This is a genomic window from Serratia sp. BW106 (assembly GCF_002607755.1).
GTDB classification, from domain to species: Bacteria; Pseudomonadota; Gammaproteobacteria; order Enterobacterales; family Enterobacteriaceae; genus Serratia; species Serratia proteamaculans.
Genome location: NZ_MCGS01000015.1, coordinates 48928 through 65546, shown reverse-complemented (window position 1 = coordinate 65546; position 16619 = coordinate 48928). Strand labels below are relative to the sequence as shown.

Genomic DNA, 16619 nt, shown 5'->3' with positions numbered 1-16619 from the left:
GGTTTTCTGGGCACAAAAAAATGCCCCCGGCTGAACCGGGGGCATGATTTTGATTATTTACCGCCAGTTATTTACCTGAGAAAACACCCGCCTTGGCATCGGCAGTCTGGCTATTGCCGTAGCCGCCGACCGGTGTCTCCAGATTCACCACGCTTTTACCGGCGATCCCCAACAGTCCACCGGCAGAGGCGGCCGCATCCAGGTGACCGCCACCCTGATAACGGCTGCCCGCCACGTCCCGTTGTTCCAGCTTGCCGTTACCCAGCGTCACCTCACCTTGTTGGCTGCGGATCTCAGCGCCGGTCAGGTGGGTGCTGCCCTGCACGTTCAGCGTCACGTCATTTTTCCCACTAATGGCGGATTGCACGCCAACCGCATCGTTATTGACCACGTCGGCGTTGACCTTGAACTGACCCTGCAGCCCGGCGGGGCCGGTCAGGCTCTCTTTGGACTTGTTACCGAGGAAGCGAGCGCTGCGATCCCACAGCGGTGCCTGCTCTTTTTCACCCACCAGGGTTTCCGGCAGGGTCACTTTGCTATCGGCCTTGTTGAAGCTAACCGCGCCGGTGGTGTCCTGTTTGGGATCAAGACGACGGGCCACGCTGTTGTACTTGTCGGTGGTGGCGTCAGCGACCTTGTTGATACCCCCTTCCAGCTTCTCTTTCACATTACCGGCATAGCGCGGAGTGCCCACTTTCGACAGTTTGGAGGTGATGCTGCTGGCCGGATCGTTGGTATGGTTCAGACCGACGTCGACATTGACCTTAACGCTGCTTTCGCTGTCTTTGCGGCTCTCGACGTGCAGGTTGCCATCGACGTTGCCCTGTACGCGTTCGGCATCGATCCGGGCACCGGCCAGGGTGGTGTCTTTACCGCTGTTGATCGTCACTTCGTTGGCGTTAATCAGACTGTTGCCCTGGGTAGTTTTCTGCAGTTTGTCGACGCCGACTTTTACCCCGGCACCCAGAGTATGGGTATCGCTGCCGCTGGTGGTATCAACCTTGCCGTTGGCGTCCTTGTTGAAGGATTGGCCGCCTTTGGCGTTCGCCTTCAGCCCCAGGTTCCAGTTGTTTTTCTGCTCCTGATTTTGCACCGATTCCAAGACTACTCCACCGTGTCCGGCATTCAGCGCGACGCTGTTGCCTTTAACCTCGGTCCCCTGCAGGTGTAACGCCTGGTCGTCACTGCCTTTGGCGGTAATGTTTACTGCGCCACCGCCGGTGATTTTTCCGCCCTGCCGGGTGGTGGAAGATTCATCGACCTTGGCGATGTCAAATGCACCGCCGAGGGAAATGCCGCCCGCGCTTTTTTTGTCACTGTCGGTGCTGTTACCGCCAATATCGATATTCCCTGACAGCGTATCGTCCTTACGCGTCTGGTGCGACTCGGCTGCCTGTAGCGCCACCTTATCGCCTGCCTTCAGCGTAACGTCGCCCTGGCTGGTGACCGTGCTGCCTTGCAGCGTCAGCCCATGCCCGGCCTCCAGTTCTACGCCCTGTTGCCCACCGATGTGGCTAACCTGTGCGCTGCTGCCGTCGCTTTCCCCCACGCTGCGATCGCCGCCCAGCCCAACGCCGAAGTTTTTGGTCTCCGGGGTGGAGCCACCTTTGGCCGACACTTTGACATTGAAACCGTTGTGGCTCTCATGACTGCGGTCGGTAGCCTGCTCGAAACGGATGTTGCCGTCTTCGGCTTTCACCTGAGCCTTACCCTGGCCGGCATCCAGTGAAGTGCCCTGATAAACCGCATCCTGCTTAACGTTGATGTCGATGCCATTGGCGGCGGTGATGCTGCCGGTCACGGCCTGGCTGCTGGTGCTGGCGCTATGTTTGTTGCCGCCTTCTCCTTTGCCGTCGACGTTCAGGTCATTGCCGGTATTGGTGTAAACGCGCACGCTGGCGCCGCCACGGGTATCGCTTTGGCTCTGCTGTTGGCTATTTTCCGCCGCTTCACTGCGGTGGCTGTCCGCCTTCAGCGTTACGGCACCCTGAGTGGTTTGATATTGGGTCCCGCGATCTTGCAGTTCCCCGCCAGCGTTAACCGCAATCTCCCCGGCCTTAATGGTGCTGACCACGGCCTGCGAACTGCTGTTACTGTTTTCGCTGCTGCCGCCGTTGGCAGCGACGTCGATCCCGACGTTTGGCAGACCGATGCTGCCGATATCGTTAATCACGCCGTTGGCGTCCAGCTTGGCGGCTTTGCCCACGGCGCGTTCAACCGGGCGGGTGATGGCGCTGTAATCAACGTTGGCACCGATATCCACGCCGACGTCGGTTTTGCGGGTATTGCTGCTTTCGCTGTCCGTGGCGGCCAGATGGGCCACGCTGTTGGCATTTTCCTGATATTTACCGCCAACCTGATGCTGTGCACCTTGCTGAGTCAGTTGGTCATTGGCGCTAATCGTCAGGTTGCCTTTTATGTCACTGCCTGAGGTGACGGCCTTGCTGCTTTGCGAGTGCGTTTTGCTGTTCTCGTAACCGCCTTCAATACCCGAGCCGACTTTATCGATGCCGCCGGTGTAATAGAACCCACCGCCGACTTTGGTTTGCTCGGTGTCGCTGGTGGTCTTGTTGTCAGCCGCCAGGAAGGCGACGTTGTTGCCACTGACGCTGGCGTCTCCCTGGGTGGTCACCAGTTTGGAGCCGCTGAAGGTCACGTCTTTATCCGCCTTCAACGTCACGCTGCCGCCGCTCAACATCGACGACTGTTGCTCGCTGCGGGTAGTTTTCTCGCTGTCGCTGGTATGTTCTATGCGTAAACCGGCGCGGTATTGTTTATCGCCTTTTTCGTTGGCATAGCCGTTGATCGCCAGCGCGGTTTTCTGCTCGTCAATACGTTGCTGCTGCTCAGCCGCGCTGACATTGAGATTGCCACCGGCCTGGATGTCCAGTTTGCCTGCGCTGCTTACCTTGCTGCCCACCACGTCGGTATCCTGTTTGCTGACCAGTTGCAGGCTGGTATCGGAAACCAGTTCACTGGCGGTGGACTGCTGGTGGCTGTTGTTGGACTTTTGCGAACTGCTGGTAATGTTAAAGGCGGTACCGGTGCGGGCATTGATTTTGTCGACGTTGGTGCTGAGCGCGTTATCAATCCGCAGGCCCCCGGCGCTGGCTTCAACAAAACCGCCCTGGCTGCCTTTGACCTTGCTGCCGGTAATGGTTACGCCCTGTTTGCCGTTCAGCCACAGGGTGCCATCGGCGGTCAGGTCGGAAGCGTTGCTGACTTCGTGGTGGTGACTGTTGTCTTTGTTATCGCCGCCGCCGATGCCGCCCCATGAGGTTTTATTGTCACGCACCGATTTGGCGTTGGCGGTCTTCTGCACGTCGATGTTGATCTGGTCGTTGGCATTGATTGTCAGATCGCGCGCTGCATACACTTTTGCCCCCCGAGCCTGCACACGGTTACCGGCACTCAGCGTCAAATCCCCCCCGGCATGCAAATCGCTGGCCTTCAGGCTTTCGGTTTCATTGCTGTTGTTCCAACTGCCGGTTCGCAGGCTGGAGGTATGGTTACGCTGATAACCGCGTTCACTGGTTTTCTCCCGCTCAACCAGCCCGGCGATCTGTACATCGCGTTTGGCTTCAATTTTCAGCGAGTTACCGGCCCCGACAGTGGCACCGAGCAGCCTCACATCCTGCGCGGTGGCGGTCAGCGTGGCATTTTTACTGGCGCTGACGCTGCTGCCGACCTGCTGGTGCTGTTCATTCTCGCGGGTGACGTCGTACTGCCAGGAGTAGAACCATTGGTCGTTGGTATGGCCCTGAGTTTGCTTCAGTTGCTGGCCGTCGAGCGTCAGGCTGGCTCCCTGCAAAGTAACCTCTTCGCCGCGAATATCGGTGGCGGTCAGATGGTTGCTGTTATCGGCCAGCAGGCTGATATTTTTGCCCGTAAGCTCGGTGCGGGCCAGCTTTTGGCTGGTGTTGCGGTCGTTGATGTAGATGCCGCCGCGATAGTTTTGGTAGTTCTCACCGCTGTTACGGCTACTGCTGTCATCACTAATCTGGCTTTCGGCACGAATGTTGTCTGCCTTCACCCGGATCTCGTCGCTGCCATGCAGCTTGCCCGCCAGCTTCACGCCGCTGCCTGCTGCGGTGTTGATAATGTTGATGCGTCCGGCCTGCATGCTGCCAAGATAGTAGCTGTCCAGCGCACTCAAGGGTTGTTGGCTGCTGAGCACCTGCGCGTCGCGTGAGACGCGGTTATTGCCGGTGACAGCGTTGATAGCCGACACCGCCTTGTCATTTTTGTCAGTGACGATCACCTCGCCGCGGCTGTCGATGCGCGGGGCAATCAAGTCCAGTATGCCATCGGCGTTCAGTTTGCCATTCAGGCTTAGGGTGTTGCGATTACCCAGCGTGCTGTAGCCCTGCAGCATGCCGTTTTCCACCAGCGGGTTGCCCACCACCAGTGACGAGCGGCTGGTATTGATAAAACCGCAGCCGTCACAGCTGATGCCGTTCGGGTTGGCTAACACGTAGTCGGCCGCCATGCCGAAGATTTCCTGCTGGCCGTGCAATAGCGACGGATTACGGCTGATCACTTCGTTGAGGATCACGCTGGCCGCCTGGCTGTTCAGATTCGGGTTGGCGCCCAGTTGACCGGCCAACTGAGACAGCCCGGACTCGCGTGAGTTATTCAACACCGCGCCGGGCTGGTTGACGTTGAAATCCTGATACTGGTTATGCGACAGCCCGTGGTCATTCGGTGTGACAATATTCACCACCTGTGCGCCGTTACCGGCGGTGGAAACCCCGGGGCCGTTAGCCCCATTGGCCGCCACAATATCACCGGCGTAACCGTTGCCGAGTGAGGCGAGAATGATCGCCAGTGAAGCGGCCAACTTGCCCGCGGCCGAAAGCCTGAAGTTATTATTTTTCATCCATGTATCTCCGTATATCGCCGTGTGGTACTGCAAAAAAAACAACTGACTAAAAGGTGTACGAGAAGCGGGCCAGCACCTGGATCGGGTCGTCCGGCAGGGTATGACTGGACAGCTGCCAGCCTCGGCTGGCTTCGACGTCAATGATGGCGCGCTGATAACGCAGGGTGGCGCCGGCGCTCAGTCCGGCGCTGCTTTGCCAGCCCGAAGGTCGGTTGTCACGGGGCAGCACCCGGCCGACGTCGCCGCCGAGGCGAGGGGTGAGGGTGCTTTGGCCCAGATTAAAGCTGCGGGACAGGGTATTTTGCAGATACCAGCCGTTATCGCCGGACAGCGTGCTGCGGCTGAAACCGCGGATCGCGCTGCGGTCGGTCAGGCTGAGCCATTCCACGCCGGGCAGCCGATCGCGGCTGTATTGCCCGTACAGCAGGTTGCTGAGCTGGTAACTGGAACCGGCCAGGGTGAAGCGTTGAGTGAGATTGGTGAACAGCTTGCCCTTGGTGAATTGGGCATCGGGCAGACCGGCACCGCTGTGGCGATCGGCACCGAACCACGGCAATCCTTGCTCTACGCTGAGGTTGGCGCTGATCAACCCGGTAGGCAGGATCTGCAGGTGATTAACCCCCAGTTCGAACAGGCTGAGCGTCGGGCTGCCGAGACCGATACGTACGTTCTCGAAATAGTTATTGATGCGCTTATGGGTCAGTTGGCCGCTCAGGGCGTTGATCTGATCGCGATCGCGGTAAAACACATAATCTCCGCGCAGACCATACTGCTGGGTCTGACCGTGCAGCTTATAGCTGTTGAACACCAACTGCTGGCGGTTCATGTATTGCGAATAACTGGCAAAGCCGCTGAAGGTAAAAGCGCCATAGGGCAGGGAATAGAGCAGGGTATAGGCGCGGTTGTAGCGCTGTGACGGATCCTTCAGCGTACCGGCGATGTTCAGACTGACAAAGTCCGACAGGCCGAACGGGCTGTCCAGCGTTGCCGTGCTGCGCGCCAACCACTGGCCGGTATTTTTCTGGCCATAATTGTCCAGGGTGGCAGACAGCAACCAGGGTTTGGCATGTTGGTTGTGCAACCGAATAATAGAACCGCCGGTTTGGTTACCCGGCAATATATCCAATCGGGTTTTATTCGATTGCAAACGATTGGCCTGATCCAATCCCTGATCGAGCTGAGTTAATTTCAGCGGTTGACCTTCCAGTCTTGGGAATAATAACTGGCTGTTAACCCAGCGATCTCCCCCTTCTATTTTTTCGATAAATCCTTCGGTGACCCGCAGGCCCAACTCGCCCTCGGCATTGGGGCGAATAAACTGTACGCGGGCGGTGATATAGCCTTTATCAAGATATAAACGGGTGAGTTCGCGGGTCAGACGGTTGATGTCATTACTGCTGATGCAACGCTGTGGCAATGCGCTGAGTGCCGCCAAATCTTTCGCCGACAGCAGAGTAATGCCCTGCAGATACACGCCGCCGATGGGCAGGCACTGGGCAGAACGTGGCAGTGCCGGTGGCGCGGGTTCGGGTTCTGCCAGTAATTGCTGTTGTTTAAGCTGTTGGTAGCGTCGTTGCTCGATCTGCTGATTCACTTCACGCGAACCGTCTTGCAAGGCGCGGCGTGATTCGCCCATCGGCGAGAAATGCTCCATTTCCGGCAGGGTAGCGGCAGGGATCGCGGTGCTGAACAGCAGCACCAGAGCGGCGGTTTTTTTAATCATTGTAATCCATTATGAGAAGCCGCCGGGGCGGCCTGCTCAGTCCATGAGGTCAATATACGGACGGCCAGCGGCCGGCCCGAAATAGCGAGCGACAAGCACATTGCGTGATATCTCGACTTGCCACAGGCAAATTAAGACGGTGGGTGTATATCTAAATAATAATTAGGCTGCTTGTTTTAATTTTCAGCTCCCTTGAGTTAATTAACTAAAAAAAGTAATTAACTCCTCCGCCATTTAAACTTTATCGGCACGGATAGGAAGAATCTGAATTTTTATTTTGTCGGGGGATAATAGAGGATGAGGGTAATTCTGACAATCCGACCAGTGGGAAATACGAAATTTCGCAGAAGGGGTGGGGCACAGTCATTTGTGCCCCAGGGTGTAATTATTTTTTGTTGATCGGCCGACCGGACCAGTAACCCGCCAGCAGTGAGCCGGACAGGTTATGCCACACCGAGAACAGGGCACCCGGCAGTGCGGCCAGCGGTGAGAAGTAAATTTTGCCCAGCGTCGCCGCCAGCCCGGAGTTCTGCATGCCGACCTCAATGGCCAGCGTGCGGCAGGTCGATTCGTCAAAGCCAAACAGCTTGCCGCCCCAGTAACCGCTCAGCAGCCCGATGGCGTTATGCAGGATCACCGCGATGATCACCACCAGCCCGACCGAGGCGATATGGCTTTGGCTACCGGCCACCACGGCACTGATGATCGCCAAAATGCACACCATCGACAGCGCCGGCAGAATGGGCTCAATGCGTTTGACGGTTTTGGTAAAGGTGTGATGGACGATCAACCCCAGGCCAATCGGGATCACTACGATCTGCAGAATGCTCAGCAGCATGCCCATGACATCGACGCTGATCTCGGTATCGACATACAGGCGGGTCAGCAGCGGCGTGGCGAAGACGCCCACCAGCGTGGAGACCGCCGAGATGGTCACTGACAGTGCCACATCGCATTTGGCCAGATAGATCATTACGTTGGAAGCCGTACCACTGGCAACGCTGCCCACCAGGACCATGCCTGCGGAAAGATCCGGTGGCATGTGGAACAGCATCGCCAACAGCCAGGCCGCCAGCGGCATAATCAGGTAATGCAGAAAGATCCCTGCGGCCACCGGGCCTGGGCGGGACAGCACGCGTCTGAAGTCATCCAGCCGCAGCGTGACGCCCATGGCGAACATGATCAGCATTAACAACGGGCTGACATAGGGGCCAATACCGGTAAAGGTGGTGGGGGTGAAGTAGGCGGCGACGGCGAGCAGCACCGCCCACAGGGGGAATAATCGGGTAAATTTTGCCAGCATGAATGCGGTTTTCCTTAGCCAAATAGAACGATGGGGTGGAGTTGTGTTTTTTTGCGGGTTCAGCGGACTGAACCCCTACGGTTATGAACTGATTTTTTAGATGTAGGGGCGCAGCATGCCGCGCCCGCAAGGGATGATAATAGTTTATTCGAACAGATTGTGGTGCAGGGTACGTACCACTTGTTCCGCGTCGTTGCCCGGTACCAGGAAGCACAGGTTATAGCTGCTGGCGCCGTAACAGATCATGCGGATATTGAACGGGTCGAGCACGCCAAACACTTCTTTGCCCACGCCGCAGGCCTGGGAAAGTTTGTTGCCGATCAACGCCACCAGCGCCAGATTCTCTTCGACTTCTACCCGGCACAGTGATGACAGCTCGGTCAGCAATGAGGTGGTCAGCAGGCTGCCGCCGGTAGAGGTAGAGCCGGTGGTGTCCATGGTCAGCGCCACGCTGACTTCGGATGTGGTGATCAGATCCACCGAGATGTTGTGACGGGCCAGAATGTTGAACACTTCGGCCAGGAAGCCACGGGCATGCAGCATGTTGAGGCTGTGCAGCGTCAGCAGGGTTTGCTTGCGGCGCAGTGCCAGCGCACGGAACAGCGGCGGGTTCTCGGTGGTGTTACACACCAAAGTTCCCCCGGCGGCCGGATCTTTGCTTGAACCGACAAACACCGGAATATCACTGCGCACGGCCGGCAGCAAGGTGGCCGGATGCAGCACTTTCGCGCCGAAGGTGGCCATTTCTGCCGCTTCTTCGAAGGTGATTCTATCGATGCGTTTTGCTGACGGGACCACGCGTGGATCGGTGGTGTAGATGCCTGGCACGTCGGTCCAAATATCCACCCGACTGACGCTCAGCGCTTCGCCCAGCAGTGCCGCGGTGTAATCGCTGCCGCCACGGCCCAGCGTGGTGGTACGGCCTTTCGGCTCGCTGCCGATAAAGCCCTGAGTGACCACCAGCGCTTCTTGCAGGCGTGGCTTGAGTAGCGACAGGGCCAGTTGTTTCAGCACCGCGTTGTCTGGTGTAGCACGGCCGAAGTGGTCGTCGGTGTGCATCACTTTACGCACGTCAAACCACTCTGCCTGTACCTGGCGGGTGCGGAGGATCTCAACGAACAGCAGGGTAGACATCAGTTCACCATGGCTGACCAGCTCGTCGGTCAAGGCCGTTGAGGTTGCCAGCGCAGCTGCTTCGGACAGCATGGCGATGTTTTCCAGCATGCGGTCGATTTCATCGCGAATAACCGTCGGGTTATCGAGGCGATCGAGGATGGCGTATTGGATGCGACGGATTTCATCGAGCTGGAAATGGCGTTTGTCGGCATCGCTGCCTTCGGCCAGAGCCACCAACAGGTTGGTGACGCCCGCGGAAGCGGACAAGACCACCAGGCGTACCTCCGGATTAGAGAGTACGACGTCGGCGCTGCGGTTCATGGCTTCAAAGTCGGCAACGCTGGTGCCGCCGAATTTGGCGACAACGGTGGAATTCTGGGGTGCTGCTTGGTTCATGTAAAAACCTCGTGTCAGGGTGGCTCTATTCAGAGAGCGCTTTTTTCATAGCCTTGGCACAAGGGAGGAGCGATAAACGGGGGCAGGCGTAGGGGTTAAAGCTACGATACACCCAGAAGCGCCCCACCTTGCTGATTGTCATTACGGACAATCCCTGGTGACAACCCAGAGGATTCAGCCCCTGTAGTCGATACGATGAATGCCGTACATCACCTTACCTCGGCGTCGCTCCCCCTCAAGTGCCGTCATCGGAAAACGGCTCCTCTGACACTCTACCTGGGCGACGCACCTCTTCTGGCTTGCGCACCGGGTGCGCAAGTAGGCTGTTAGGAATAGCCGGTAATCACGCTGCTGTCAACGTCCGGACGTTGAGGGATTTTCATCTTGCACCAGCGCAATCAACGTACAGGGCATCGCCGGGACGAAACCGGTACCAATGGGTTGCAGAGTGCCATCCTCCCGTTGGCTAAATAACGGAATAATCCCCTGATTTTTTTCAATATATTCCAGCCAGCCAAAGTTTTCGTTCAGCTTGGTAGCCTTGATGGTGGCACCGTGGGCGATCAGGCTGCTTAACCGGCCGTAGGTGGCTTCTTGATTGAACAAAACTTCATGCCGACGGAAGCGCGAGCTTTCCCCACTGTTGCCACGGCCTTTCAGCGGTGCACCGGAGCGGATGGCGAATACCTGTCCTTCGCCAAAAATATGGCCGAAGTGATAGACCGCCAGCGCATTCTGATGGCGGTTAGGCGACAGCGCCAACACCTGCGCGGTATCGCTGAGATCGAGGTAGTTCTCGGCATGCTCGGAGTAAGCATGCCCATAATAGGCGGGGATACCGTCCATGCGCGCCTGGCGGTAATACTCCCAGCTGCTGTCGGTGACGATCACCGGGATATTCATTTTTATCAACGCCTGCGCCAGCATACGCGCCACGCTGTTGGCGCCGACGATCAACACCCCGCGCGGTTTTTGCTGCTGCACCCGCAGCCAGCGCGCCATCATGCTGCTGGTCAGGCTTTGCAGCACCACGGTACCGATGATCACGGCAAATACCACGGTTACCAGCCGATCGGCTCCCGGGTAGCCACTACGCTGCAAGGTCAGGGCGAACAGCGAACTGACCGCCGCGGCGACGATGCCGCGCGGCGAAATCCAGCACAGCAGCAGCCGATCGCGCCAGTGCAGGGAAGAGCGCCAGGTCGACACCGCAATACACAGCGGTCGGGCGATAAACTGCACCACCAGCAGCAGGCCCAGCAGTGGCCAGCCCATATTCCACAGCGCCTGGATATCAAGCCGCGCCGCCAAAATGATAAACAGCGCTGAAATCAGGATCGCCGACAGCTCTTCCTTGAATGCCAGTATGTCGCTGGTATCCACATCGCGCATATTGGCCAGCCAGATACCCATTACCGTGACGGTCAGCAGACCGGACTCGTCGGCAATGGCGTTGGACACGCCAAAAGCGGTCAGCATGATCGCCAGCACCGCCAGGTTCTGCAGGTAGCCCGGCAACCAGACGCGGCGCAGCGCCAGACCCAGCAGGTAACCGAACAGCGCACCGGCCACCAGGCCGACGGCAGCGGTGATCCCAAGCGTGTAGAACAGATGGGTATAGGACTCGGAATGTTGTTTCAGTACGATAAATTCAAACACCAGCAGGGTGAAGATAGCGCCGACCGGGTCGATCACTATGCCTTCCCAGCGCAACACCTGGTTGATATTGGCGTTGGGCCGTACCACTCGCATCAGCGGGGCGATGACCGTTGGGCCGGTAACCACCGTGACTGCACCGATCAGCGCGGCCAGCTCGGGCGGAAAGTCCAGTAGCCACCAGCAGGCCACGCCGATCACCAGGAAGGTCATCAGCATGCCGATGGTCACCAGGTTGCGCACCACGCCACCGAGGCCACGTATTTCCTCGACCCGCAGCGTCAGCGCTCCTTCAAACAGAATAATGGCGACAGACAGCGACACCAGCGGGAACAGCAGATCGCCAAACAACGCGTCCGGTTGAACCAGATGCACCACCGGCCCCAACACCACGCCAAACACCAACAGCGGCAGAATGGCCGGCAGGCGCAACAGCCAGGCCAACCACTGCGCCAGCAGTGAACTCAAGCCAATAACCACTAACATCAACGGGGCAGATAATTCCATAGTCATGTCCTTCGTGTTTCAAAGCGCAGCCTGCTGGCCGCGCATCCTTCGCCTAATTACGTCAATGACGTGGTGATAACCTGACACAGTTTAGTGACAGTTAACTAACCCTGATAACAGGCTGTTATCCAAAAGTATAGGGGAAGAGCTGAAACGATGCGGCGGCGTTTGACAGTTAGCGCCTATCGCAAGAAAAGAGATCATAATCACAGTCGAACAGGCTACAATCGGACAACCACGTCACCTTTATTCTCAAGCCTAAGAGTGTTGCTATGAAAAATATCAATCCTAGTCAAACCGCTGCTTGGCAAGCCCTGCAGCAACATTTTGAACAGATGAAAGATGTGCAGATCAGCGATCTGTTTGCTCAGGACAGTGAGCGTTTCTCCAAGTTCTCCGCCACCTTCAACGATCAGATGCTGGTGGACTACTCTAAAAACCGCATAACCGCGGAGACCCTGGAGAAGCTGCAGGCACTGGCGAAAGAGACCGATCTGCAAAGCGCGATCAAGTCCATGTTTGCCGGTGAGAAAATTAACCGTACCGAAGACCGTGCGGTGCTGCACGTTGCCCTGCGTAACCGCAGCAACAGCCCGATTATTGTGGACGGCAAAGACGTAATGCCGGAAGTGAACGCGGTGCTGGCCAAAATGAAACAGTTCTGTGACCGCGTGATTGGCGGTGACTGGAAAGGTTACACCGGCAAGGCCATTACCGACGTGGTGAACATCGGTATTGGTGGTTCGGATCTCGGCCCTTATATGGCGACCGAGGCGCTGCGCCCTTACAAGAACCACCTGAATATGCATTTTGTCTCCAACGTTGACGGCACCCATATCGCCGAAACGCTGCAGCCGCTAAACCCGGAAACCACCCTGTTCCTGGTGGCGTCCAAAACCTTCACCACCCAGGAAACCATGACCAACGCCCACAGCGCGCGCGACTGGTTCCTGAGCACTGCCGGCGATCAAAAACACGTAGCGAAACACTTCGCGGCATTGTCTACCAACGGCAAGGCAGTGGGTGAGTTCGGTATCGATACCGCCAACATGTTCGAGTTCTGGGACTGGGTCGGTGGTCGTTATTCCCTGTGGTCGGCGATTGGTCTGTCGATTGCACTGTCACTGGGTTACGAGAACTTCGAGCAGCTGCTGAGCGGCGCGCACGCGATGGACAAACACTTCGCGCAAACCCCGGCGGAGCAAAACCTGCCGGTGCTGTTGGCGCTGATCGGCATCTGGTATAACAATTTCTTCGGTGCAGAAACCGAAGCTATCCTGCCATACGATCAGTACATGCACCGTTTTGCCGCTTACTTCCAGCAGGGCAACATGGAATCTAACGGTAAATATGTCGATCGCAACGGCAACCCGGTGGATTACCAGACCGGCCCAATCATCTGGGGCGAGCCAGGCACCAACGGTCAGCACGCGTTTTACCAGTTGATTCACCAGGGGACCAAACTGGTACCTTGCGACTTTATCGCACCGGCCATCAGCCACAACCCGCTGAGCGACCACCACGCCAAACTGCTGTCGAACTTCTTCGCGCAGACCGAAGCGCTGGCGTTCGGCAAGTCGCTGGACGTGGTAGAAGAAGAGTTCGCTGCACAGGGCAAAACGCCGGAAGAGGTCAAGCACGTGGCGCCATTCAAGGTGTTTGAAGGCAACCGTCCGACCAACTCCATCCTGCTGCGTGAGATCACCCCGTTCAGCCTGGGCAGCCTGATTGCGCTGTATGAACACAAGATCTTCACCCAGGGCGCGATCCTGAACATCTTCACCTTCGATCAGTGGGGCGTGGAGCTGGGCAAACAGCTGGCTAACCGTATCCTGCCGGAGCTGGCCGGTGACGAAGCAGTCAGCAGCCATGACAGCTCAACCAATGCACTGATCAACCGCTTCAAAGCATGGCGTTAATTACCGCCTGAATTGATGCCAATAAAAAACCCGCCGCGGCGGGTTTTTTTACGTCTGAATGATTACAGATTGATCGGCACTTCGAAACTGATGCCTGCGCCCACGTCGTCAGCGGTGCTGGCGTTGTTATCGGTGTACCACAGGCTGGTGTCAAACTTGACCTGTGAATCGAAGTTGTAACCCCAGCCCAACTGAATGCCTTTCAGCGTGTCGGATTTCGGGAATGCCTGGTTAATCGACTGGCTGTTCGGGTTCACTTTGGCGTACACCAAACGGGTGCTCCAGCGTTGGCCGTCATCCAGTACCATTTCTACACGGCCGGACAGCATCTGCCCGTCGCCACCCATCGCATGACCCAGCGGATAGCCTTGCTGGTAGTAGCCGCCTTTGTAGGTGTAATGGGTGTAAACATAGTTTTTACGGTTCATGTCGGCGCGGGTATCAGCACCTTCGATATACCAGTTGATGGTGGTTGGGCCCCATTCCGGGTGACCTTCCAGGCCCAGCAGATAGGTGTTTTGCGACGGCAGCATGCCGGCTTCATCTTCACCCACCAACTGACCGTACAAACTGACCGGCAGGCCAATCAGCGGCTGCATTTTCAGCTTGAAGTCGAAACCGGCAAGCTGGTTGCCCGGATCGTTGCCCTGGCCGGAATCATCGTTGTCATTGCCTGAAAACGCATCCCAGAAAGAGCTCCAGGACTGCGGACGACCCTCACCGCCCCATTGCATGATGCGCGAAGCACCCAGCTCGAGGAAGTTGGTCGGCATCATGGTCAAACGACCGCCGATCAGTTTGGTGTGTGGTACCGAAGAATACTGTGACAACTGGCCAGCAGTAAGTTGATACTGCCAGCGGCCAATCCACGACAGCCAAGGGGTTTCAAACGGCGATTGGTCGGCGCGCTGCAGCATAAAGCCGGCAACCGGGCGTGCGGCATCGGAACGGATCAGGCTGCCGTCATAGCCCGGCCCCCACCATTGGGATACTTCACCGAAGGATAACCACTGGTTCCAGACTTTTACTGCGCCGTAGGAGCCATTCATGTTGAATTTGGAGCCGTCGCTGATGCGTTGATCGCCCTCAACCGATCCCTGGACGCGCACGTCCCAGAACTCGCCGTTGGCACCGGCACCGACGGTCAGGCTTTGGTCTGCATATTGGTTCTGACCGAAGCCCTGCGGCGTGCCCGGCTTGTCGGTGGCAGCGTAGCCGCTGACGCGAATATTGGCTTTTAAGTCACCGACGCGGCGTTGAACTCGGTCGAGGACATTTTTCTCGGTATTGGTTACCGGCTTGGCCTGGGAAATAACGGAGGTGATTTCTTCCTGACTCAGCGGCCAGGTCGACAGGCTGACGTTGATGACGCCGCGATCGGATAGCCAGGCCAGGTCATTACGCAGATCATTATCAGGGGTGACCAATCCGCTGGCATGACTGCTTAATGCACAGGTAAACAGGCCTGCGGCGACCAGTCCGTTAAGTTTAGCGCGCATAAATAAATATTCCCTTGTTAATTCGAGTTGTTTGTTTTATGTAAAGATCTATGACCCATCATAGTTGACATTTCAATTTGCTACAAATATATCCATATGAAACATTTATTTATAACAGTATGAATAGTATTAATTTTTTCCTGGCACCGTGCGGATATTAATTTTTAAGATAATGCCTATGTTAGGATGCGCGGATAACTACAGTGGTATTGATGGGGAATATTTATGGCAAAAACCTCCCGCTCGGTGACGATCGCCAAAGGATTGCAACGGGTGTTGAATGTTGGACTGCTGCTGCTGGCAGCGATCCTGATCGTCTTTTTGGTTAAAGAAACCATTCATTTGGCGAAAGTCTTGTTTGTCAACAACGAGGAGTCGACGTCCTATCTGCTGATTGAAGGGATTGTGATTTACTTCCTCTACTTTGAGTTTATCGCTTTGATTGTGAAGTATTTTGAGTCGGGTTATCACTTCCCGCTGCGTTACTTTATTTATATCGGCATTACCGCAATTATCCGTTTGATCATTGTGGATCATGAAAATCCAATTGATACGCTAATTTATTCAGCCGCGATATTGTTACTGGTGGTGACGCTTTATCTGGCCAATACCGACCGCTTAAAAAGAGAATAAACAGGGATAAAAATGGCGGCCCGTAGGGGCCGCCGAAGACACAGGTATAGAACGAAGTACAGCAAGCGCATTACAGTGGCAAAAAACCTTTAACCCTTGACCCCACCGGCCGTCAGGCCCCCAACCAGCCAGCGCTGCGCCAGCAGGAATACGGTGGTAATCGGAATGGCTGACAGCACCGCCGCAGCGGCAAAGTCGCCCCACAAGTAGTTTTGCGGATTGAGATATTGCTGCATGCCCACCGCCAGCGTGTAGCTGTTGACGTCACGTAACAGCAGCGAGGCGACCGGCACTTCGGTGATGGCGGCGATAAACGACAGAATAAACACCACCGCCAGAATCGGCACCGACAACGGCAACAGCACCAGACGGAAGGCTTGCCACGGGCTGGCACCGTCCAGCGCTGCGGCTTCCTCCAGCGAATTATCGATGGTCTCGAAATAGCCTTTGATGGTCCAGACGTGCAGCGCGATGCCGCCCATATAGGCGAAGATCACCCCACCGTGGGTATTCAGGCCGATAAACGGGATGTATTGGCCCAGGCGATCGAACAGGGCGTACAGCGCCACCAGTGACAACACCGCCGGGAACATCTGGAAAATCAGCATGCTTTTCAGCAGCGTGCTTTTACCGCGAAAACGCATGCGGGCAAAAGCGTAGGCGCAGGTGGTAGACAGCGTAACGATGCCGATGGCGGTGATCACCGCGATCTTGATCGAATTCCACAGCCACAACAGTACCGGGAACGGCGGTGGGGTCACGCTGCCGTCTGCGTGCGTCACGCTCATGCCAAGCGCCAGGCGCCAGTGATCCCAGGAAATTTGCTCCGGTATCAGGCTGCCGGTGGCGAAGTTGCCAGATCGCAGTGAGATAGTGATCACCATCAGCAGCGGGAACATGATCAGGGCGATAAAGCACAGCATCAGAGTATGGGTCATCCACAGGCGCAGGCGCTGGGATTTGGGTTGGACCATAGCCATTATTT

General features: G+C 56.7%; 9 protein-coding genes and 1 riboswitch. Of the genes, 2 read left to right on the top strand and 7 right to left on the bottom strand.

Annotated elements, in window-relative coordinates; genetic code table 11:
- Positions 1 to 67: 67 nt before the first annotated feature.
- The 5 genes from BEI65_RS12465 to BEI65_RS12445 form a co-directional block, all read right to left on the bottom strand.
- Positions 68 to 4879 carry a hemagglutinin repeat-containing protein gene (locus tag BEI65_RS12465; RefSeq protein WP_099063614.1) on the bottom strand — a complete coding sequence of 1604 codons (4812 nt, stop codon included), beginning with the start codon at positions 4877 to 4879 and terminating at the stop codon, positions 68 to 70.
- 49 nt (positions 4880 to 4928) lie between these two features.
- Positions 4929 to 6605 (bottom strand): ShlB/FhaC/HecB family hemolysin secretion/activation protein, encoded by a 1677-nt coding sequence (locus BEI65_RS12460; RefSeq protein WP_099063613.1) that lies wholly within the window; start codon positions 6603 to 6605, stop codon positions 4929 to 4931.
- Between the two features lie 385 nt (positions 6606 to 6990).
- Positions 6991 to 7908 carry a ketopantoate/pantoate/pantothenate transporter PanS gene (gene panS / locus BEI65_RS12455; protein ID WP_099063612.1) on the bottom strand — a complete coding sequence of 306 codons (918 nt, stop codon included), beginning with the start codon at positions 7906 to 7908 and terminating at the stop codon, positions 6991 to 6993.
- Positions 7909 to 8052: 144 nt separating this feature from the next.
- Complete coding sequence (lysC, locus tag BEI65_RS12450; protein ID WP_099063611.1) at positions 8053 to 9420, bottom strand: lysine-sensitive aspartokinase 3; 1368 nt, start codon at positions 9418 to 9420, stop codon at positions 8053 to 8055.
- A gap of 108 nt (positions 9421 to 9528) precedes the next feature.
- A riboswitch (Lysine riboswitch) is annotated at positions 9529 to 9722 on the bottom strand.
- A gap of 52 nt (positions 9723 to 9774) precedes the next feature.
- Positions 9775 to 11583, bottom strand: coding sequence for a sodium:proton antiporter (locus BEI65_RS12445; protein ID WP_099063610.1), 1809 nt, complete (start codon positions 11581 to 11583; stop codon positions 9775 to 9777).
- Between the two features lie 272 nt (positions 11584 to 11855).
- Here BEI65_RS12445 and pgi point away from each other — a divergent pair, with 272 nt between their 5' ends.
- Entirely contained in the window at positions 11856 to 13502 is a 1647-nt protein-coding gene (gene pgi / locus BEI65_RS12440; RefSeq protein WP_099063609.1) for a glucose-6-phosphate isomerase, read from the top strand.
- 62 nt (positions 13503 to 13564) lie between these two features.
- Here pgi and BEI65_RS12435 read toward each other — a convergent pair whose 3' ends face one another.
- Positions 13565 to 15001, bottom strand: a complete 1437-nt coding sequence (locus BEI65_RS12435) for a capsule assembly Wzi family protein (RefSeq protein ID WP_099063608.1) — start codon at positions 14999 to 15001, stop codon at positions 13565 to 13567.
- A 225-nt stretch (positions 15002 to 15226) separates the two neighbouring features.
- On the opposite strand from BEI65_RS12435, the gene psiE reads away from it, so the two are divergent.
- Entirely contained in the window at positions 15227 to 15634 is a 408-nt protein-coding gene (gene psiE / locus BEI65_RS12430) for a phosphate-starvation-inducible protein PsiE (protein WP_099063607.1), read from the top strand.
- An 89-nt stretch (positions 15635 to 15723) separates the two neighbouring features.
- Here the strand turns inward: psiE and malG are convergent, their stop codons facing one another.
- On the bottom strand, positions 15724 to 16614 hold the full coding sequence (gene malG, locus BEI65_RS12425; RefSeq protein ID WP_099063606.1) for a maltose ABC transporter permease MalG: 891 nt from the start codon (positions 16612 to 16614) through the stop codon (positions 15724 to 15726).
- Positions 16615 to 16619 lie beyond the last annotated feature (5 nt).